The organism is Cohnella ginsengisoli, from assembly GCF_029525555.1.
Lineage (GTDB): Bacteria > Bacillota > Bacilli > Paenibacillales > Paenibacillaceae > Cohnella > Cohnella ginsengisoli.
This window is the reverse complement of record NZ_JAPDHZ010000002.1, coordinates 2,053,991-2,076,075: the sequence shown is the minus strand read 5'-3', so window position 1 is coordinate 2,076,075 and position 22,085 is coordinate 2,053,991. Positions and strand designations below refer to the sequence as shown.

The window sequence follows — 22,085 nt, the reverse complement described above, 5'->3', positions numbered from 1 at the left end:
TAGGTTGTACAGTTATATTCCATAATTTACAGGTTGGCATGAACATGATAATATTTTATTACAAGCTTGTTATAAAGTATACAAGTTAATTCAAAAAAAGCGGGATGAACGGGAGTGGCAGAGATGGAGAAAGCGACGGTACACGTCATTTCGCATTCGCATTGGGACCGAGAGTGGTACATGCCGTTCGAAAAGTTCCGGATGCGGCTCGTGAAGCTGATCGACGACGTGCTGGAGTTGCTGGAAGCGGAAAATAACGGCTTCGCGTTTTTTCATCTGGACGGGCATGTGCTGCTCGTCGACGATTATCTCGAGATCCGCCCCGAGCAGGAGGAGCGCCTTCGTGCCCTTGTCAGGCAAGGCAAGCTGAGCATCGGTCCATGGTACGTCTTGCAGGACGCGTTTCTGACGAGCGGCGAGGCGCAGATACGCAACCTGCAGCTCGGCCTGGCGCGCGCCGAAGAACTGGGCGGCGCGACCGAGATCGGCTACTTTCCCGACACGTTCGGCAACATCTCCCAGTCCGCGCAGCTCCTGCAGGGCTTCGGGATCCGGCATGCCGTGTTCGGCCGCGGAATCAACGCCATCGCGGAGAACAACGGCGTCCGCAATACCGACAGCTCGGGCTATCCGTCGGAGCTGTGGTGGGCGTCGCCCGACGGATCGCGGGTGCTGTCGGTATTCCTGGCGAACTGGTACCACAACGGCATGGAGCTGCCGACCGACCCGGCGCGCGCCGCGGAGCGAGGGCGGGTGGCGTTGGACAATGTGGAAAGGTTCGCCACGACGCCGCACCTGCTGCTTATGAACGGGTGCGACCATCAGCCCGTCCAAGCCGACGTCGGGCGGGCGGTCGCGGCGCTGAACGAAGGGTTGCCCGCTTACCGGTTCGTCCACAGCCGGTTCGCGGATTACTTCGACAGGCTGGAGGCGTACGGTTCGCCGTCCGCGACGGTCGCGGGAGAGCTGATCGGCGAGCGGACCGACGGCTGGACCACGCTGGTGAACACGGCTTCCTCGCGGATGTACCTGAAGCAATGGAATACGCGCGTCCAGGGCGAGCTGGAGCGCTGGGCCGAGCCGTTCGCGACGATCGCCGGCCTGCTGGGGCGGGAATATCCGGCCGCCTTCATGAAGCAGGCCTGGAAGCTGCTGCTGCAGAACCACCCGCACGACAGCATCTGCGGCTGCAGCGTCGACGCGGTTCACGAGGAGATGGTGACGCGCTTCATGAAGAGCGCGCAGATCGCGGAGTCGCTGAGCTCGGAAGCGATGGCCTATATCGCCGGACGAACGGATACGTCCGCGTTCGCGTCACGGGAAGCAGGCGCGCCGGCCGACGTCTATCCGTTCGTCGTCTTCAATCCGCTCGGTTGGACGCGGGACGAATGGACGACGGTCGACATCGACGCCGAGGCCGAGCTTGCGCCCGAACGCTACGCGCTGCTGGACCGCGACGGCGCCGAGGTGGCATGCGCCTGGGAGGATCTCGGCTGGATCAGCGGGTTCACGCTGCCGGACGATCGGTTCCGGATTCCTTGGCGGAAACGAAGATACAGGCTGACCTTCCTCGCGAGCGGAATCCCGGGAACCGGGCACGCGGTCTTTGCTTGGGTGCGGCGTTCCCGCGATAAAGCCGTGCCAATCGGCAATGGCGATGAAGCATCGTGCGTCCTGGCAGCAGATTCGGCGACTTTAGAAAACGCTTACCTACGAATTGTGGCTGATCTCGGGGGCATATTGACGCTGGAGGACAAGATAACCGGCCAAATCTATCGCGATCTTCTGGCGCTCGAGGACAGCGGCGATATCGGCAACGAGTATCTGTACCGCGCCGCCGAGGACGCCCCGCCGATCCTGACGGGCAAGGCCCTCGTCCGGCTGGAGGACCGTTCGACCTTCGGCTGCGCTCGCCTGGTCATTCGGCACCGGCTCGAGTTGCCGGCGGAGCGCGAAGGGAGCGGCCGGTCGACGCGCACGGTCAGTCAGGAGATCGAAGTCGTCGTCAGTCTGCGGACCGGCGCCAAATACGCGGAGATCGACGTCAGCCTGGACAACGCGGCGAAGGACCATCGGCTGCGCGCGCTGTTCCCGAGCGACGCGGCTGCCGAATTCGTTCGCGCCGACGCGCCGTTCGACGTCGTGAAGCGGTCGATCGCGCCTTGGGAAGGCTGGCGCAATCCGTCGCGCAACGAGCGGATGCAATCGTTCGTCGACATGTCGGACGGCGCGCGGGGCTTGGCGATCGTCACGGAGGGACTGCCCGAGTACGAAGCGCTTCGCGACGGCCGCGGCACGATCGCCCTGACCTTGCTCCGCTGCGTGGGCGAGCTCGGCGACTGGAACTACTTTCCCACGCCCGGCGCGCAGTGTCTCGGACCCTACGGCTGCCGGTTCGCGGTCGTGCCCCATGGCGGCGACTACCGCGAGGTCGTCCGCACCGCCCAGGCGTTCAACGCGCCTTTCCGGGCCGTGCCGACCGGCGTTCATGGCGGTCCGCTGCCTTCGGCGCTGTCTTGGGCGAGCGTCGATTCGCCCGGCGGCGCCGTCGTGACGACCGCGCTCAAGCGGGCGGAGGATGCCGAAGGCGTCGTACTTAGGCTGGTCAATCTCGGCGAGTCGGAGGAGAAGGTCTCGGCGACGGGACGCCTTTTTGAAGGCGATGTCGCCGTCAGCGAGCGGATGCTGAGCGAGCGCGTCACGGCGCCCGTACCGGCAGAGGAGGGAAGGATCGCTTTCGCGCTCGCGCCGAAGAAGATCTTGACGCTTGGCATTGAAGGGACGTTCGTGGAGGTAAAATAACCCTTTACAACCTGTTGTTCTAAAAGTATAATCTCAATATACAAGCAATATATAAGTTTATTACAAATATAACAAGTTTCAGGATGTAAACAAACGGCTGCAGGCTGCAAGTTGAGGGTTGAGGATTGAAGTTTGAAGGTTGAAGGTTGAGGAAAGCGGGCTAAAGGCTCACAGAGTGGTAGAGATGAAGCTTCGCGACTCCTTAAAAGCCGACATTTGAAAGCGCTTTATGATAACCATTGCAACAATAAACAGCGAGGTGAATCGGATGGACGCAGGCCGGCAGCGCGGCAAAACGAAGGGAATCGCCTTCGAGCTCAACAAAAACGCGTTCTTGTACTTAATGGCCGTGCCAGGACTGATCGTATTGTTCTTCTTTAATTATCTGCCCATGGCGGGCGTGCTGATCGCCTTCAAAAACTTCGACTTTGGCAAAGGCATCTTCGGCAGCGAATGGACGAAGCCGATCTTTAACAACTTTAACTTCCTGTTTACTTCGGACACGACCTTCCGGGCGACGCGCAATACGATCCTGCTGAACCTGCTGTTCATCGCCAGCAGCACGGTCGTCGCGGTGGGTCTGGCGCTCCTACTTAATGAAGTGAGAAAGAAGACATTCAAGAAGCTCGTTCAGTCGTTTACCCTGCTGCCCTTCTTCGTCTCTTGGATCGTCGTCAGCGTCTTCGCCTACAGTATCTTCGCGTTCGACCAGGGCATGCTCAACCAGCTGCTTCAATGGCTGGGACTTTCCAAGGTCAATTGGTACAACACGCCTCAGGCATGGCCGATCATCCTGACGCTGATCATGGTGTGGAAAAGCGCGGGCTACAACTCGATCCTGTACATCGCGACCTTATCCGGCGTCGACACCAGCTATTACGAAGCCGCGGAGATCGACGGCGCCACGCGTTTCCAGCAGATGCGCTACATCAGCCTGCCGATGTTGAAGCCGACGATCATCATCCTGACGCTGCTCGCGATCGGGCGCATCATGAACGCGGACTTCGGGATGTTCTACGGCATCATCGGCGACAATCCGAACCTGTATGCGACGACCGACGTGCTGGACACCTTTATCTTCCGCAATCTGCGCGTCCTTGGCGACGTCGGCATGGCGTCCGCCGCCAGCTTCTATCAATCGGTCATCGCCTTTATTCTCGTGCTCGCCTGCAATCGCTGGGCCAACAAATACCAGAACGGCTCCGGCCTGTTCTAGGAGGGATGCACATGACAAGCAAGTTGGGCGCCATTCGATATTCGGATCTGGTCATCTATGCGATCGTACTCGCGTTCTCGCTTCTGTGCCTGCTGCCGTTTCTGATGGTCATCGGAGGCTCCTTTACGGACGAACTCGAGATTCAGGCGCACGGCTACCAGCTGATCCCGGGCCAATTCAGCCTGGAGGCCTATCACATCTTGTTCGTGCAGTGGAAGGTGCTGGTGAACGGCTACAAGATCTCGACCATCGTGACGATCGTCGGGACGGCGGCGAGCGTGATGATCTGCGCGATGCTGGCTTATCCGATGTCGCTCCGGCGGGTGAAATACAGAAGGTTTCTGTCGGTGTACGCGATGCTGACGCTGCTGTTCAGCGGCGGCATGGTGCCGTGGTACATCGTCTGCGTGAACTACCTGCATCTGAAGGACAGCATCGCCGCGCTTATCATTCCGTATCTGTGCAGCGCGTTTAACGTCTTCCTGATCCGCAACTACTTCCAATCGCTGCCGGAGGAGCTGTCCGAGTCGGCCAAGATCGACGGGGCGGGCGAAGCGACGATCTTTTTCAAGATCGTGATGCGGCTGTCGACGCCGGTCATCGCGACCGTATCGCTGTTCATCGCGCTGACCTATTGGAACGACTGGTATCTCGGCGTCATGCTCATCGACAGCAGCGACCTGCAGCCGCTCCAGCTGCTGCTGCGGTCCATCGTTTCCAACATCATGTTCCTGAAGACGTCTGACGCGGCGGCCCGGATGCTGTCGGGCAGTCTGGTTCCCTCCGAAGGCATTAAGCTCGCGACCTGCGTGTTAACGATCGGTCCGATGGTATTCCTGTACCCGTTCGTCCAGCGTTATTTCGTCAAAGGCATCATGATCGGCGCAGTAAAAGGCTGACTACTCTGGGGGTCAAACCCTTATGTAGAATATAGATGAAGGAGATTACGACGATGAAAAAAAGAACCGTTCGTCTGACCGGCGCAGTCCTGTCCGCGCTTATGCTGGGGGGCTCGCTGGCGGCGTGCAGCAAAGACAACAACAACGGCAACGCCGCATCCTCGTCCGCGCCGTCTCAAGGGTCCAGCGCATCCGCTTCCGCCTCGCCTTCGGCTTCCCCGTCTTCCTCGCCTGCCGCGGAGAAGCTCGATCCGGTCACGCTCAAGATTTATTTCGCCGGAGACAAGAGGCCCGCCACCGACGAGGTGTGGAAGGCCGTCGAAGAAAAAGTGAAGGATACGCTGAACGCCAAATTCGAGATCAACTTCATCCCTTTTAACGACTACGCGACCAAGATCAAGCTGCTCGCCACGTCCGGCGACAACTACGACTTGAACTTCGACGCCGACTGGCTCGCCTACCCGCAGATGGTCAACAACTATCTGGACATCAAGGACCTGCTCCCCAAGTTCGCGCCGAACTACTACCAGCAGCTGCAGGACCGCAACATGGTCGACTCCATCACGTCCGGCGGCAAGATCACGGCGATGCCCTGGACGCAGATCACGAACGACCACGCCTTCGTCTCGGTCGACTTCAAGAAGTCGGGCCTGGAAGGCAAAGTCGCCCAGCCGGCGAACGGCTCCATCAAGACGGTGGAGGAGCTGGACGCCTTCCTGCAGGAAGCCAAAAAAGGCCGCGCCGAACAGCCACATCCTCGAGTGGGACGGCGGCCTGACCTACAGCAAGATCCTCTCCATGCTCGCGCCTAAATACAACTACGCGGATCCCGTCGACGGCCTGTACGGCCTCACTTACAAGCTGGACGATCCGGCGATGAAGCTTGTTCCGGTCGAGCAGACCGACTGGTACAAGGAAGCCGTCACCTGGGCCAAGAAATGGGCCGACGAAGGCATCATTCCGACCGATCTCATGATCAACCGCGACGCGCACGCCGGCGAATCCAGCAATCTGAAGGTCGTCGGGTTCAATTCAAACGAATACATCAACTTCAACGACTTCCTGGGCAAGCCGGAGAACTTCTACTCCGAGCTGTACCCGGAAGGCAATTACCTGAGACGGTCGCCGCTGGCCAACATGATGGCGATCAACAAAAACGCCAAAAACCCCGAAAGAGCGCTCATGTTCATGGACATGATGGCGACCGATCAGAGCTTGTACGACATGGTGCTGTTCGGCATCGAAGGCAAGACGTACGTCAAAAACGGCGACACCTTCGTCTATCCGGAGGGGATGACGGCCGAGACCTCGAACTACATGGACTGGCAGGGACAATGGGGCTTCTGGCGCGACAACCTGGTGCGGCCGACCCAGTCGAGAACGGCCGAAGGCTGGAAAAACATCGCCGACTTCACGAACCAGCCGAACAGCCTCGTCTCGGGCCTCACGGGCTTCTTCCCGACAACGGACACGATCAAGAACGAAATCGCCAAGCGCACCGCGCTGACGACCGAGGCGGGCAAACCGCTCATGTACGGCATCGTCAAGGACGCGGACAAAGCGCTCGCGGACTACATCGAGAAGCAGAAGAAAGCGGGTACGGACAAGATCGTAGCCGAGATCCAGAAGCAAGCGGACGCGTTCCTGGCCGCGAAAAAATAAGGCTTATCGCATTTCCCTGTATCGGGCTGCCGGAGGCGGGCGCGTCTCCGGCAGCTGCTTGACCTATGCCTGTACCCTATTCGTAAAGGTGGTCAATGAAGTGGGAAAAATTCGAAGCGGATTAAGAAAGTATGCGTGGAGCGCGGCGCTTGCGCTGGGCTTGGGGGCGTTGTGGCTCGCGGCGGGGCCGTCGGGCAGCGCCTATGCGGCCGGGGACGTGACCTATCAGGCCGAGAATGGCGTCATCGGCGGCACGGCGTCCGTCACGGCGGATAGCAACGCGTCTGCGGGCTACAAGGTAGGCAATCTGAACGACGTCGGCTCTTACGTGCAGCTGAACAATGTAAGCGTCGCCAATGCGGGCACCTACACGATCACGATCCGGTACTCCAACGGCTATCCGGATACCCGAACCAAGAGCTTGTACGTGAACGGCGTAGACGTTGCCACGGTGAGCTTCCCTGCGACGGGCAACTGGAACATCTATTCCACCGTCACGGCCAGCGTCACGCTGACGGAGGGCAGCAACACGATCAAGATCCAGCGCGACAGCGCGGACAGCCCGGCCAGCGACATCGACAGTATCTATGTGCCCGGCGCGACATCGGCCTGGACGATCGTGAATAATTACGGGCCGTACTACTACATCAACTATATCTCCCCGGGCGGTACGATCGTCTACGACGGCGGGGCGACGGGCTACTACAATAACGATGTCCAATTCTCCGAGACGACGAACGACGCGATCGAGTATACGTTCCACGGAACGGGCGTCCGCTGGATCGGCGCCAAGAACAACAACCACGGCATGGCGAACGTGTATATCGACGGCGTCAGCCAGGGGCTGGTGGATACGTACGGGCCGGTCTGGGAAAAGCAGCTGGTTCTGTTCGAGAAGCGAAACCTCCCGGAAGGCGTGCACACGCTTAAAGTGGCCGTCAGCGGCACCAAGAACGCGGCGTCCACGGGGAACGCGATCGACTGGGACGCCTTCGAGTCGCTCCAGTCGGGCACCAAGTACGAGGCCGAGAGCGGCACCGTCGGCGGCGGTGCGGCGACAGTGTCGGATACCTACGCGTCCGGCGGCTCCAAGGTCGGCACGCTGAACAGCGACGGCGCTTATGTGCAGTTCGCCAGCGTGAACACGCCGTCCACTACGGGCGCCGGCTACTACGACTTGACCATCCGCTATTCCAACGGCTACCCGGACACGCGTACGAAGAGTCTGTACGTCAACGGGACGAAGGTCATGAGCGTCGCCTTCCCCGCGACGGGCAATTGGAACATCTATAAGGAAGTCAAAGTCGCGGTTCAACTGAACGCAGGTTCGAACACGATCAAGATCCAGAAGGATAGCGCCGATGCGGGCGGCACCGACATCGACCGGATCTACGTCGCGACGACGCCGCGCAAGACGAAGGTCGTCACGCCGACCTACGCGACCGAAGACGTCGTCATCTCCGACTTCGACGTCACCGACTACGGCGCGGACAAGACCGGCGCGGCGGACTCGACAGTCGCCGTGCAGAAGGCGCTCGACGATTGCTTCGTCATGGGGGCGGCACCGTCTGGATGCCGTCGGGCACGTACAAGATCAGCTCCACGCTGAAGGTCTATTCGTTCTGCTCCATCCGCGGCGACTGGCGCGATCCGGACAGCGGCACGGGCAGCTACGGCACGGTCATCTCGGCGAACGTGTCGAGCGATATCGGCGAACTGATCCGTCTGCAAGGCACGAACGCGGGCGTCGTCGGACTCACGTTCTACTATCCGAACCAAAACCATTCGAACCCGCTCGTCCCGATCAATCTGGGCTATGTCATCCGCGGCGACCAGGACGCGGCATCCGTTCACAACGTGACTTTCCTGAATGCCTATAAGGGCATTCTGGTCGGCGCGGTGCACGGCTTCGATACGTTCGACAATATCAAGGGGACGGCCCTGAACGTCGGCCTGGAGCTGCGGGAGACGGCGGCGGTCGATTCTACCCAGAAGATCGCGTTCAGCAATGCCTACTGGGCGAACGCAGGCAGCGCATACAACGCGCCGGCCAAGAGCGTGATCGACGCGTATACGCGGGCCAATGGAACGGCCTTCTTGTTCTCCGACAACGACGCCGCCCAGCATTACAAGCTGAAGGCTTCGGATTATAAATACGGGATTCGGGACGTGGACGGACCGCGCGACGGATCGTGGGGCTCGAACTTTGCGCTGCTCGACACCCAGAACACGGATTATGCGCTGAAGATGGAGTCGGGCTTCCGTAAAAACGCCGTGCTGGGCAGCACGCTCTCCGGCAGCGTGAATTCGATCAACTTCAGCAGGATTAATACGTACGCGGAGCTGTTCGCGTCGAACAATACGCTGACGGGCGCAACGACCGGCACGGGGCTCACCGTCACCTCGCCGACCCCGCCGCCGCCTGCGTCCTATACCGAGAGCACGCCGAGCAAGACGACGAGCACGACGCTCTACGACGTGACCAAGGCGCCATATTATGCGCCGTACGTTAAAGCATCGCGCGGCAGCCTGCCGACCGTGGACGCCACGTCGGCCATCCAGAGCGCGCTGAACGCGGCCGGCACGGCGGGCGGCGGCATCGTCTACCTGCCGCCGGGCTGGTACAGGGTGAGCACGCACCTCACGGTGCCGGCGAATGTCGAGCTGCGCGGCGCGAGCTCCACGGCGATCGAGGCCCGGGCAACCGGCGAAGGCACGGCGCTATTCGCCTACGAGGGCGAGAATACGACGACGCCGACCACGGACACCGCCTTTATCACGTTGAACGGCAACAAGTCGGGACTTCGCGGACTGCGCGTCTTTTATCCGAACAATCCGATGAACACGTCGACCAACATCAAGAAGTTCCCGTATACGGTGCGGATCAACAATGCGGACGACGCCTACGTCGTCAATGTCGAGTTCGAGAACGCTTCCTACGGACTCGATATCGCAAACGGCAGCGACCGTCACTTCGTTAAGCGGCTGTTCGGCTTCAGCGCCGAAAACTTCGTACGGGTCGGCACGAGCACGGAAGGCTGGATCGAGCAGATGCACGATCTGAACCCGACGTCCATGGACGGCGAAGCCGAGCGGTACGGGATCGCCGGGTTCTTCAACAACTGGGCGGGCACCGACAACTTCTCGGCGATCCGCGACAGTTACATGTGGCTGCATACGCAGTGGATCATCATCAACGGCGCTTCGAACGAACACTTGCTGAATATCGGCGGCTGCGGCGTCAAGAACGGCGTCGTCGTCAATTCCGGCACCGTCGACATCTGGAATCTCGTGACCGACCAGCTGTCCAGGGACGACTACGCTGTCGTTGCCGCCAGCGGCTCAAGCGTAAAAGTCATGAACTCGGCGGCCGTGTTCGGCCAGAATACGACCGGCGCCGGCATCGTGGCGAGCTACAACCCGACGCGCCACCTGGAAGGCCAGCCTTAAGCCCGCCTTACGGATTTGACTGAATTACGTCGCACCCGTCCGGCTTTTCCGGCCGGGTGCGACGCCATTTCATTGCAGAGAGGACTCATGCCCGATGAACGAGACCGTCCTGAACAACGATACGCTAACGAACGCCCCTGCCAGCCCCTTCTTCCCAAACCGAAAAGTACGACGCTCCTCTGGGGCGGCAGCGCAGGCTGGTCCGGCTGGACGTCGGCCGGCGGCTGGCGCCTGACCGCGCGCGCAGACGGCGATGATGCCGAGCCCGGCGCCGAGGTCTGGGAGAAAACCGCGGGCCATTCGGAAAGCCTCCGGTCGCCGACGTTCACGGTCGAGGGCGATCAGCTTCGGCTTCGGCTGGCCGGTTACGACGTCCTGAACCCCGCTTCCGTCTCCGGCGGCTGCTTTCTGCGGCTGGCGGACGGCGGAGAGATCGTTCAGGAAGCGGCGCCGCCGTTGAAGGAGGCGTTCGTCGTCCGGGAATGGTTCGTCCGCCATCTGAAAGGCAAGCGCGTATACCTGGAGATCAAAGGAAGCAAGTCCTTCGCCGGCGAGGGCGCGAGCCTGGCGATCTCCCGCTTCGAGGAAGTCCGGCTTCACGGGACGGAGACGCAGGACGTCTACTATTGCCTGACGGCGCCGGTAGCGAATTCGGGCATCTGGGGTCTCGCGGATAACGACTATGAAGGGAACAAGACGGCCAGACACCTGTCTTCTTGTCTTGCGGGCGACGACGGCGTCGGCATCATCCAGTCGCCCGTATTCGAGGTGGCGTCGCCGACGCTCCGGCTGAAGCTGCGCGGCTACTATCAGCTCTATCAGGTCAACAAGAACCGGGTCGAGCTGGTAGACGCCGCGTCCGGGGACATCCTGCGGACCGTGTACCCGCCGAATACGAATCCGCCGGCCTGGAGCGAGACGGACGTATCGGATATGCTCGGCCGGACCGTGTTCCTCCGGATCGTGGACTGCGACAACGGTCCCCATACGGCATGGATCGGCGTCGACGCGATCGACGCGGGCGAAGCGTTCCGGGTAGACTTCGGCGCCCAAGACGGCGACGTCCTGGCCGGGTGGCAGGTCGTCGCCGCGCCGCCGAGATATACGGAGCTGTACGGCGTGCCGTTCGTGGCCGGCGCGGAGACGTTGTTCGCGAGCCGTACGCCGTATTCGCTGTCCGTCGGCATCGCGGCCAGGCATGTGCTGATCGCCGGCATGAAGGTCAGCGAGCGCAACAGCTACTCGCCGGAAGACAAGCAGGTGACGGTCGGACAGAGCCTAGGCTCCTTGCGGGTCTGCTATGAAGACGGAGAGGTCGGCGTTTATCCGATCGTCATCGGCGAGAGCGCGTGGTGGGGCGAGAAGTTCGTCAAGTATCCCGAACCTTTCGTCTCCTTCACCGAGGTCCGACGCACGCTGCAGGAATCGTTGCGCATCTATCCGGCGCAGCCTACGCCGACGCATCAGTATATCGCATCGATCCATCCCGCGGCCAAGCCGATCGCGCGGATCGAATACGCGCCGGAGCCGGGATCCGGCCTGACGCCCGTCGTGATTGGCATCACCGTCGTCCCGCTTCGCGATGGCGAACTCCCGGAGGGCAGTCTGCCCGCGAAGAGCGCCGGCCTGTCGGCGGCGCTGAAGGAGAGCATCGAGCGCCGTCCCCTGCGCCTGGCGGGCGTGGACGAGGAAGCGACGCTCGCGCGCATCCGCCAGCTGCAGGACTATATGTACGTGACCGAGGACAACTTCCCGCAGCGGTTCCAGCTGGATATCCCGATCGGCTACAAGGGACCGGAGGTTCGGTTCTCCGGCGGACGGGAAGCCGACTTTTTCACCAATGCGTTCTATCACAATGTGCTGGACATGGCCGGCAAGGTCGATGAAAAGGGGGTCTACCACACCTCCTCGGCGGGCGCGCTGTCCTACGGCTACGACGGCATCGGCGGCACGTTCTCGATGGACTTCAAGCTGTATCCGAATCAGGCGCACCCGGGCATGTACTACGACGAAGCCTGGTCGCGGGACATCGGCCGCACGCTGATGGAGATGATCGCCTTCGGCTTCGTGGACCAGGCGGTCGCCTGCGCGGACTGGTGCCTCAAGATGGCTCGCGTGTGGGAGGAGCACGAAGATCTGAAGGTGAACGGCTATCGCCTGCCTCGCCACATTCACCGCATCCTGCAATTTCCGCGCACCGAGATCGGCACCGGCTGCTTCGAGAACGACGGCCACGGGCTGACGTCGCTCTTCATCTATCAACTATGGAAGCGCCTGCCCGAGCGCGATGCTTGGCTGCGCCCAAGATGGGAGGACATCAAAGGACTCGGCGACTGGATCATCTGGCAGTTCGAGCATCCGGAGGTATCCAAGGCGACGGAGGTGCTGTGGTCGGACAGCGAAGGCTCGGGGTACCCGATCTCCGTCGGACACTCGATCTTCTGCGATCTGCCTTGCATCGAGGCGCTGCATGGCTTGGCGGAGATGGCCGCGTCGATCGGCGAGTCCGAGTCCGCCCGGATCTGGGAGGAGACGGCGGTCCGGCTGAAGCTCGCGAGCGAACGGTTCTATATCGTGAACGACGAGGAAAAAGGGCAAGTCTGGACCGACCAATACCGCGGCTTCGGCCGGGGCAGCCTGCTCGGCCCGCTGCTGCTGCCCACGGATACGAAGGGACTGTTCCCGGAAAATACGTATCCGGAATGGTACGCGCTAAACGAGAAGGAATATGCCGTCAATAAAGAGCAGTTCGTGCCGTGGGCGATGGGCTATAACGCGGCCTTCACCACCCAGGCTTCCCTGCTGCTGGACCGCACGGCGGACGCGTCCGAATTCATGAAGCTGAACGCCAAGCTCATCTACGGTCCGGTCTACCGCCAATATATCGTGCCGGAGATCGGCGGCGCCGTGAACAGGGCCAAGAAGATCTATTCGCGCTTCGGCGACCTGGGCAACGCGGTGCAGCAGGCGGAGATTCTGAAGGCGCTCAAGATCATCATCGGCGTGGACGACAGCCGGCAGGCCGAGCTCGGCCTCATCTCGAGATTGCCGCAGGGCTGGAACGGCGTATGGATTCGGGATTATCCGTTCCTGATCGAGGACGACGCCCGCCGCTTGACCGCGAAGCTGGAATACGACTTGCGCCTGGCGGCGGACGGCGCGCAGATTCGCGTGCAGTCGAGCGACGAGCTGCCGGCGGTGAAGCTGCGCGTCGGACCTTTCGATCTGCGGCATCTGGACGCCGCTCCGACGGTGCTTGCGGACGGCGAGAGGCTGCAAGGCGCGGTCGAGCGCAGCGGCGATGCCGCATGGGTGCGGTTCAACGTGCCGGCCGGCAAGCTCGGCTTCTCGGCCAGCGTTCAATTTTGACCGGGAACGGTCGCACCGAAGTTTTCGCTCGGGAGATTTTGATCGGGAAATCGCCGGGATGCGCCAAAGCAGGGGGGAACTGGAGAATGAAGCACGATTTGAAGGATCTGGCGTGGGAGCTCAAAGGCTTCTACCCATACGTGCCGCTGCTGTCGAGCAGCGTGGAGACGGGGGGAGGCCATGAAGGGCGTGACGGCGTGGATGCCCGCCGCCGCCCCCGGCGGGGTGCAGCACGACCTGTACCGGGCGGGCTATATTCAGCATCCGCATCGGGACTTGAACAGCCTGTCCTGCGAATGGGTGGAGCACCGGTGGTGGATGTACCGGACGTCCTTTCCGCGCCCTGCGCATCTGGGCCGCAAGGTCGAGCTCGTTTGCAAGGGACTGGATTACAAAGCCCACGTCTACCTGAACAACGTGCCGCTCGGCGAGCATGAAGGGATGTTCGTTCCGGCCGTCTTCGATATTACGGACATCGCCCGGACGCATGAGACGCTGGAGCTTCGCATCTTGTTCGAGCACGCGCCTCAGGAGCAGTCGCAGATCGGGCGCACGTCGCTGACGCATACCCAGAAAAGCCGCTTCGGCTATAAATGGGATTTTTCCGCGCGGCTCGTGCCGCTCGGCATCTGGGACGACGTGTACCTGCGCGTCCATGAAGAGCTGTCGCTCGGCGAGGCGCATGTCCGCACGGACGTCGCGGAAGACGGCACGGGCGTCGTTGGCTTGAAGGTGCGAGTCGAGGGGGGCGGTGACGGAGGCGGGTACGCAGACGGAAGAGGTTCTGGCGGAGGATTATGCCGCAGAGGCGGTGCTGACAGATCCGGGCGGCCGCGAAATCGGGACACAGCGGATCGCCGTCGGTCCGGAGCGGGCGGAGGCTGCCTTTTCGTTTCGCGTGGAAAAGCCGCGGCTCTGGTATCCGAACGGGCACGGAGAGCAGCCGCTGTACGGGCTCGAAGTGCGACTGCTGAAGGGGGGATGCGCCGCTGGACGCGCGCGCGTTCAAGCCGGGCATTCGCAAGCTCGGCTACATGCTCAACGAGGAGAGTCCCGCGTCCGCGCTGCCTTATACGTTTACGATCAACGGCGAGAAAGTGTACGTCAAAGGGGTGAACTTGACGCCGCTCGACATGCTGTACGGCACCGTGACGCCGGAGCGGTACGAGTGGACGGTGCTCCTGATGAAGCGCGCGGGCGTCAACATGGTTCGCGTGTGGGGCGGCGGCGTGATCGAGAAAAACGCGTTCTACGAGCTGTGCGACCGTCACGGCCTCCTCGTCTGGCAGGAGTTCGTCCAGTCCGGCTCGGGGATGGATTCGGTGCCGCCCGAGGATCCGAAGTATCTCGCGCTGCTGGCCGATTCCGCCGAAGCCGCGATCAAGGACCGGCGCAACTACGTCTCGCTGGCGGTCTGGAGCGGCGGCAACGAGCTGAAGGAAGCGCCGAACCGGCCTTGCGGCTACGACAACGGCAATCTTGCGCTGCTCAAGGCGCTCGTACAGGCCCACGATCCGGACCGGATGTTCCTCCCGACGTCCGCCTCCGGTCCGCAGGAGATGCTGTCCCTGGACGCGGGGCTGAACCATGACGTGCACGGCGGCTGGAAGTACAGGGGACATCCCGAGCATTACGAGTTTTACGGGCAGTCGGACAGCCTGTTCCACAGCGAATTCGGGGTCGACGGCCTGTGCGCGGTGAAGAGCATGCGCAAGTTTTTGAGTCCGGCCCACGTCCGGGTGTCCGATATGGACGAGAATCTCGTCTGGCGCCATCATGGCGATTGGTGGGACACGCGGGAGCGGGACGCCTGGTTTTTCGGGGAGCCGGAAGGCATCGAATCGTTCGTCCGCTGCAGCCAATGGATTCAGGCGGAAGGCCTCCGGTTTATCGTCGAGGCCAACCGGCGCCGGCAGTTCCGCAACAGCGGCAGCGTCGTCTGGCAATTCAACGAGCCTTGGCCTAACGTAGGCTGCACGTCGCTGACGGATTACTACGGCGAGGCCAAGATGGCGTATTACTGGGTCGGGCAAGCGTTCGCCCCGGCGCACGCCTCTCTCGATTATCGCCGGCTCGTCTATCCGGCGGGGGACCTGTTCCAAGCGGATCTGTTCGCGGAAAGCGGGAGCGGCGGATCGCCGGAAGGCGACGAAGTGGAGGTCGCTGCGATGTCGACGGCGGGCAAGCGGCTGTGGCGCGGCACGTTCCGGGCCGAGCCGCGCGCAAGCATGCAGAAGGTCGCCGCGCTGGCGTTCGAGATCACGCCCGAATTCACGCCGCTTTTCATTGTAAGGGTTCGCTTGCTGCGGGAGGGTCGGACATTGCTTGATAACGACTACTACTTCTCCACGCAGGCAGATGCGTGCTACCGGCCTGCGCTCGGCCTCGGATCGAACGGCTTCCGCGTAGCGGCGGACGGAGAGTGGGAGGCGGCGGGCGAAGACCTAAAGGCCGAGTATCTCGATACGTTCAAGCGGACGTTCCTGCTCGCGAACGAAGGCGATGAAGCGATCCTTCACGTTTACGCGGAGGAGCTGACGGACCGGTATTGGACGATGGCGGACGAAGGCTTCGTCACGCTTTTCCCCGGCGAGCGGAAGCGCGTGACAGTCTACTGCGCGAGCAAGCATCCCGGCGGGCTTGGCGCGGAAGCCATTGAAGTCGGGGCGCCGTCCAACCCGCCGGAGATCCGGTTCCGCCATCTGAATGCGCAAGATTCGCAGGAAGAAAGGAAGATTTTCAAATGACCGACCTGACTAAAGTCTGGGAGACGTACGAGCGGGGCAAGGGAATCTTCAGGCTCGCTCCCGTATTCGTGCCGCGCCGCTTCGCGCAAGCGGGCAAGCGGCTGCGGCTTCATCCCGACGACTATTACGCATACGGGGCCGCGCGCGGCTCCATTAAAGAAAGATGGTTTTCCTCGGTTATCCCCGCGATGAACGGTCCGCTGGCCAAACCGGACGAGGGGATGAGCTACGTGGCGGTCAATGACGACGCGAGCGACAAGTTCCTGTTCCGGGACGCGGTCGAAGCGCTCGGCCCCGTTCTCATCGGCGAGACGCTGCATGCCAAGTACGGCACGTGGCCGATGTATTCCAAGTTCTTCGATTACGAGACGCCGCTCTTTCACCATCTGCACCTGGACGAAGCGTCCGCCCAGCTGGTCGGACGGATGGGCAAGCCCGAAGCGTACTATTTTCCGCCGCAGCTCAACAATCATCCCGGCGTCTTCCCCGCCACGTACTTCGGATACGATCCGGATACGACGATCGAGCAGGTGCGCGAGCGCCTGCTGCAGTTCGAATCGGGCGACAACCGCATCACCGAGCTGTCCCGGGCTTACCGGATCGAGCTCGGCACCGGCTGGTATACGCCGCCGGGCGTCGTGCACGCGCCGGGCTCGTACCTGACGTACGAGCCGCAGTGGAACAGCGACGTCAACTCCGTCCACGAGAACGTCGTGTGGGGCGAGGTGTACCCGTACGAATTTCTGACGGAAAATTGCCCCGAGCCCAAGAAGCGGGACATCGATTATATTCTCGGACTGATGGACTGGGAAAAGAACGTCGATCCGCACTATAAGAAAAACTACTTCCGTCCGCCGATCGTCTGCGCGCATTCCGACGAGCGGCATACGGAGAAGTGGATCACGTACGGAAACGAATACTTCGGCGCCAAGGAATTGACCGTGCAGCCGGGCCAGACGGTCGTCGTCAAGGATTCTGCGGCGTACGGGACGATCCTGATCCAGGGGCATGGCACGTTCGGCGTTCACGACGCGGAGGCCGCGGTCATGCTGCGGTTCGGGCAAATGAGCGGCGACGAGTTTTTCGTCGGCGAGGCGGCGGCGCAAGCGGGCGTCACGATCGTCAATCGGAGCAAGTGGGAGCCGATGGTGTTCCTGAAGCACTTCGGACCGAACCATCCGCAGATGCCTTGATTCGGGCGGACGCGAGATAAAGGAGAGTAGAGAAACGATGTCCCGACAAACGTATGAAATGAAGAACGAGAAGATTCGCGAGGCGTTTGAGGCGCTGAAAAAGAACGATCCGCATCGGTTCGAACGGCGCCTGAATCTGTCTTGGAGCAACTGGGGCTTCGGCATGGAGTCGCTGACGGACACGGCCGAGCGGCTGCAGAAGGCGGGCATCGGCTTCATCGAGCTGCACGGCAACCATTACGGACCGGATCTCGGCTACCGGAAAGAAGAGACGCTGGACATTTTGGGCGCGCACGGCATCAAGGTCGCAGGCATTTGCGGCATGTTTTCCGCGGACAACGACCTGTCCAGCAACCGCGCCTTCCAGCGTCAGGCGGCCGTCGACTACCTGAAGCGGGAGATCGCGTTCGCGGCTTCGGTCGGCGGCTCCTATATCCTCGTCGTGCCGGGCGCGGTCGGCAGGCCGACGCCTTACGACGCGATGGAGCTGGCGCGCAGCGCCGAGACGCTCCGGCTCGTGGCGGATTTGTTCGTCTCGCACGGCGTGAAGGCGGCGATCGAGCCGATCCGGTCCGCCGAGACGAGCTACGTGCATACGATCGCCGACGCGGAAGCGTATATTCAGTCCGTTAATCATCCGGGCGTGCAGCATATCAACGCGGACGTCTACCATATGCAATCCGAAGAGTCGCACATCGGGGAGGCGCTGCTGGCAGCCGGCGACCGGCTGCTCAATCTGCACATGGCCGACAGCAACCGCTGCGCGCTGGGCGACGGCTCGCTGGATGTGGACACCGTCATCATGGCGCTGTATCTGCTCGGCTTCAACCGCGACGGCCGCTACGTCACGCCGGAACCGCTCGGTCCGGGCGGCGACCCGTACCCGGCCATGTACGGCAAGCCGGACAAAGCGCTGCTGGACCGCATGGTCCTGCAGTCGGCCGCCTATTTCCGCGAGCGGGAGGACGTGCTGCTGGCGCGATAGGAATCGCGGCTGGGGAGTGGCGTTACACGGAAAAACCGTGTAACTCTGCCCAAGCCGCCGCAAGGAGTGCCAGTTACACGGAAAAACCGTGCAACTCGGTCCAAGCCGCTGTGCGGGAGCGCCGTTACACGGAAAAACCGTGCAACTCGGTCCAAACCGCCGCGAGAAGTGCCAGTTACACGGAAAAACCGTGTAACTCTGCCCAAGCCGCCGCAAGGAGTGCCAGTTACACGGAAAAACCGTGCAACTCGGTCCAAACCGCCGCGAGGAGTGCCAGTTACACGGAAAAACCGTGCAACTCCACCCACACCGCCGCGAGGAGTGCCAGTTACACGGAAAAACCGTGTAACTCTGCCCAAGCCGCCGCAAGGAGTGCCAGTTACACGGAAAAACCGTGCAACTCGGTCCAAACCGCCGCGAGAAGTGCCAGTTACACGGAAAAACCGTGCAACTCGGTCCAAACCGTCGCGAGGAGTGCCAGTTACACGGAAAAACCGTGTAACTCGGTCCAAGCCGCTGTGCGGGAGCGCAGTTACACGGAAAAACCGTGCACCTCTGCCCAAGCCGCCGCAAGGAGTGCCAGTTACACGGAAAAACCGTGCAACTCGGTCCAAACCGCCGCGAGGAGTGCCAGTTACACGGAAAAACCGTGTAACTCTGCCCGAACGCCGTGGGTGAACGCCAGTTACAGGTCAAGTCCATATTTATGTGTAAAATCCTCGTCGACGAATTTTGTTGCTTACTTTTGATTCTTCGCACGCTCTTTCTGCCACGCATGGTACCTTGTCATGTCCATGAAGCGCTTGTTGCTCCATAATTCTTCGAGCTCCATGAGCACGGCACCGATTAATCGGATAACCGATTCACGGTTCGGAAAAATCTGTATAACCGATTCTCGCCGACGGATCTCCCGGTTGACTCGCTCCATGCCGTTCGAGGTCCGGATTCTTACCCGGTACTCTTCCGGGTATGCCAGTACCGCTGTGGCGTCGTCAAATCCTCGCTCCAGCGTCTCCATGGCCTTTGGCGCTTTCTCCTGGTACATCTCTTGCGTTTCTTCCAGCAGCCTTCTCGCGCTCTCCAGGTTCTGCGCTTCGAATATCGAGCGCAGAGCCGCCTTTATTTCGGATTGTAGTGCCTTCGGCGTGACATCTAGAATATTTCGCGTAAAATGCGTCTGACACCTTTGCCATGTCGCCCCTTGAAAGTGATGCTTAATCGCTTGGACAAGGCCGCCATGCGTGTCGCTGATGACCAGGTCTACGCCATGGAGTCCACGCTGCTTCAAGCCCTCAAAGAATGCACTCCAGCTCGCTTCGGACTCGGTATCGTCGATGGAAATTCCAAGCACCTCACGGTTACCGTGCTCGTTGATGCCGTAGCCGGTTAACACGCCACGGGAGCGCACCCGACCGTTCTCTCTAACTTTGACATACATGGCGTCCACAATGACAAACGGGTAGCTCTTTTCCTCCAAGGAACGCGTGCGCCAAGACTCCACCAGCGGATCCAACTGCTTACACAGCTCGCTCACTGTGGATTTCGAAAACGTTGTACCGCAAAGTTCCTCTGTAATCCGCTGAACCTTCCGCGTCGAGACGCCGTTCACGACCATCTCCATAAGGGATGTCACCAGCGCCTGCTCACTACGTTGATACCGGGCGAATAGCTCTGTGGAGAACTGGCCGTCTCGAAACCTCGGAACCTCCAGCTGCAGCTTGCCTACCCGTGTCGTTAATCCTCGCGCATAACTGCCGTTTCGCTGGCCTTGACGGGTTTGCGTACGCTCGTAAGGTTCGGCCTCCAGTTGATCTGTTGCTTGCGCCTTCAACACCTGGTTGAGCACCGTCTCCAGCAGCTTGGCCACTCCCTCGTCACGTGCCTGTCCAATAAACAATTGATGCAATAGTGCCTCGTCTAGTGTAATCTGATACTGAGCCATGAATAGCCCTCTCCCTTGAATGTTGTCTCGACAACTCCATTCTAGACGAGGTTCTATTTCATGGCTCTCCTTATTTTCAAGAGGCCATCCATTTTACACAATTATATGGACTCAACTCAGTTACACGGAAAAACCGTGTAACTCTGCCCAAACCGCCGCTCGGGAGCGCAGTTACACGGAAAAACCGCGCAGCTCCGCCCAAACTGCCGCGCGGGAGCGTCGCTATTAAGCGAAAAGACCGGAAACGGCGAGGGACAAGGTCCCTTACGCCGCTCCGGTCTTTTTGTCTAACTCAGCCCTTCGTCGTCGCGATGCGAATGACGTTCCAGGAAGCGCGGCCGAGCACGGCTTGCACGCGGCCTTGATCGATCTTGGACTCGCCCCCGGTCCGCGGAACGACCCGGTTCGGCGCGGTCTTCGTGTTGGTAGCCTTCAGGTCGTCGCTCTCCAGCACGATATGCTCCAGCACGCGCGCGTCGCCGAAGCTGCGGACGTCCACGTCGAGCGCCATCGACTCTTCCAGGTGACGGTTCACCGCGAAAATCGTCAGGACGCCCTGCGCCTCATCGAATACGCTGACCGATTCCAGATAAGGAACGTCCGTGAAGTCCTTGGCATCGTACTTCGGAGAGTCGACGACCGATTGCAGGACCGTGCCTCTGCCATAATTCGAAGCATGGAGAAACGGATAGTAGGTCGTCTGCAGCCAGAGCGAACCGCCCGTCTCCGTCATGATCGGCGCGATCGTGTTGATCAACTGGGCGAGGCAGCCCATCTTCACCCGGTCGGCGTGCTTCAGCATCGTGATCAGGTAGCATCCGACGGCCAGCGCGTCTTCGAAGGTGTACGCGTCCTCGAACTCGGGCGGCGCGATCTGCCAGCGCTCGCTGGCGCGGCTGGTGCCGATCGAATGCCAGACGTTCCATTCGTCGAGCGAGAGCATGATTTTTTTCTTGCTGCGCTTTTTCGCCTGGACGTAATCGGCGATCGAAGCTACGCCCCCGATGAACTGGTCGAGATCGAGCGAGCTGGCCAGGAAGTTGGCCGTATCGCCCGCGTTATTGTTGTAATAAGCATGCAGCGAAAGATAATCGACCTGATCGTACGCGAGATCGAGGACGGTCGCTTCCCACTCGGCGAACGTCGGCATGCCTCGGGAGGAGCTGCCGCAGGCGACGAGCTCGATCGTCGGATCGACCCAGCGCATCACTTTTCCTGTCTCGTTGGCAATACGTCCGTACTCGACCGCGGTTTTCGCGCCGATCTGCCACGGCCCGTCCATCTCGTTGCCGAGACACCACGTCTTGAAGCGATGGGGCTCGCGGTAGCCGTGAGAAATGCGCAGATCACTGTAATAAGAGCCAGATGGATGGTTGCAGTATTCGACGAGATTTCTCGCGGCGTCGGGTCCCCTCGTGCCGAGATTGACGGCCATCATCACTTCGCTGCCGGCCAGCTTCGCCCAGTCCGCGAATTCGTTCGTGCCGACGGCGTTCGTCTCGGTCGTCCACCAGGCCAGCTCAAGCTTCCGCTTGCGCTCCGACTTGGGGCCGACGCCGTCCTCCCAGTTGTAACCGGACACGAAGTTGCCGCCCGGATAGCGAATGATCGGGACCTGAAGCGCCCGAATCGCCTCCAGCGCGTCCCGACGGAAGCCGTTCTCGTCCGCGGTCGGGTGGCCGGGCTCGTAGATGCCTCCGTAAACGGCGCGTCCCAAGTGTTCGATGAAGGAGCCGTACATCCGGGGATCTACGGCGGATACGGCAAAGTGTTTGTCGATCAGCATATGCGAGCGGATTGTCATCGGATTGACCTCCATA

Annotated in this window: 13 protein-coding genes and 2 pseudogenes; 13 read left to right on the top strand and 2 right to left on the bottom strand. The window is 61.1% G+C overall.

The window, feature by feature from the left end; genetic code table 11:
* The first annotated feature begins 123 nt into the window (after positions 1-123).
* From OMP38_RS09720 to OMP38_RS09665, 13 genes and pseudogenes are all read left to right on the top strand, one after another.
* Positions 124-2,802, top strand: a complete 2,679-nt coding sequence (locus OMP38_RS09720; RefSeq protein ID WP_277564896.1) for an alpha-mannosidase — start codon at positions 124-126, stop codon at positions 2,800-2,802.
* A 268-nt stretch (positions 2,803-3,070) separates the two neighbouring features.
* Positions 3,071-4,018 (top strand): ABC transporter permease, encoded by a 948-nt coding sequence (locus tag OMP38_RS09715; RefSeq protein WP_277564895.1) that lies wholly within the window; start codon positions 3,071-3,073, stop codon positions 4,016-4,018.
* Between the two features lie 11 nt (positions 4,019-4,029).
* Positions 4,030-4,917: a carbohydrate ABC transporter permease gene (locus tag OMP38_RS09710; RefSeq protein WP_277564894.1), complete on the top strand. Its 888-nt coding sequence runs from the start codon at positions 4,030-4,032 to the stop codon at positions 4,915-4,917.
* A gap of 53 nt (positions 4,918-4,970) precedes the next feature.
* Entirely contained in the window at positions 4,971-5,729 is a 759-nt protein-coding gene (locus tag OMP38_RS09705) for a type 2 periplasmic-binding domain-containing protein (RefSeq protein ID WP_277564893.1), read from the top strand.
* Positions 5,716-6,579: an ABC transporter substrate-binding protein gene (locus OMP38_RS09700; RefSeq protein ID WP_277564892.1), complete on the top strand. Its 864-nt coding sequence runs from the start codon at positions 5,716-5,718 to the stop codon at positions 6,577-6,579. The genes OMP38_RS09705 and OMP38_RS09700 overlap by 14 nt, the downstream gene beginning before the upstream one ends.
* 100 nt (positions 6,580-6,679) lie before the next feature.
* A complete protein-coding gene (locus OMP38_RS09695; protein WP_277564891.1) occupies positions 6,680-8,188 on the top strand; it encodes a CBM35 domain-containing protein in 1,509 nt (502 codons plus the stop codon).
* Entirely contained in the window at positions 8,122-10,029 is a 1,908-nt protein-coding gene (locus tag OMP38_RS09690) for a glycosyl hydrolase family 28-related protein (protein ID WP_277564890.1), read from the top strand. The genes OMP38_RS09695 and OMP38_RS09690 overlap by 67 nt, the downstream gene beginning before the upstream one ends.
* Positions 10,030-10,116: 87 nt before the next feature.
* The gene (locus tag OMP38_RS09685; RefSeq protein WP_277564889.1) at positions 10,117-13,398 is read left to right on the top strand and encodes a hypothetical protein; all 3,282 of its coding nucleotides are present in this window, start codon (positions 10,117-10,119) and stop codon (positions 13,396-13,398) included.
* 180 nt (positions 13,399-13,578) lie between these two features.
* Positions 13,579-14,019, top strand: a pseudogene (locus OMP38_RS35715) (glycosyl hydrolase 2 galactose-binding domain-containing protein); the annotation flags it as partial.
* A 130-nt stretch (positions 14,020-14,149) separates the two neighbouring features.
* Positions 14,150-14,323, top strand: a pseudogene (locus tag OMP38_RS35710) (hypothetical protein); the annotation flags it as partial.
* Between the two features lie 109 nt (positions 14,324-14,432).
* Entirely contained in the window at positions 14,433-16,145 is a 1,713-nt protein-coding gene (locus OMP38_RS09675; protein ID WP_277564887.1) for a glycoside hydrolase family 2 TIM barrel-domain containing protein, read from the top strand.
* Positions 16,142-17,338, top strand: a complete 1,197-nt coding sequence (locus OMP38_RS09670) for a cupin domain-containing protein (RefSeq protein WP_277564886.1) — start codon at positions 16,142-16,144, stop codon at positions 17,336-17,338. Before OMP38_RS09675 ends, OMP38_RS09670 begins: the two co-directional genes overlap by 4 nt.
* 37 nt (positions 17,339-17,375) lie before the next feature.
* On the top strand, positions 17,376-18,323 hold the full coding sequence (locus OMP38_RS09665) for a sugar phosphate isomerase/epimerase family protein (protein ID WP_277564885.1): 948 nt from the start codon (positions 17,376-17,378) through the stop codon (positions 18,321-18,323).
* 739 nt (positions 18,324-19,062) lie between these two features.
* On the opposite strand, the gene OMP38_RS09660 is transcribed toward OMP38_RS09665, so the two are convergent.
* Positions 19,063-20,265, bottom strand: coding sequence for an IS256 family transposase (locus OMP38_RS09660; protein WP_277564084.1), 1,203 nt, complete (start codon positions 20,263-20,265; stop codon positions 19,063-19,065).
* A 292-nt stretch (positions 20,266-20,557) separates the two neighbouring features.
* On the bottom strand, positions 20,558-22,069 hold the full coding sequence (arfA, locus tag OMP38_RS09655; protein ID WP_277564884.1) for an arabinosylfuranosidase ArfA: 1,512 nt from the start codon (positions 22,067-22,069) through the stop codon (positions 20,558-20,560).
* Between the last annotated feature and the right edge of the window lie 16 nt (positions 22,070-22,085).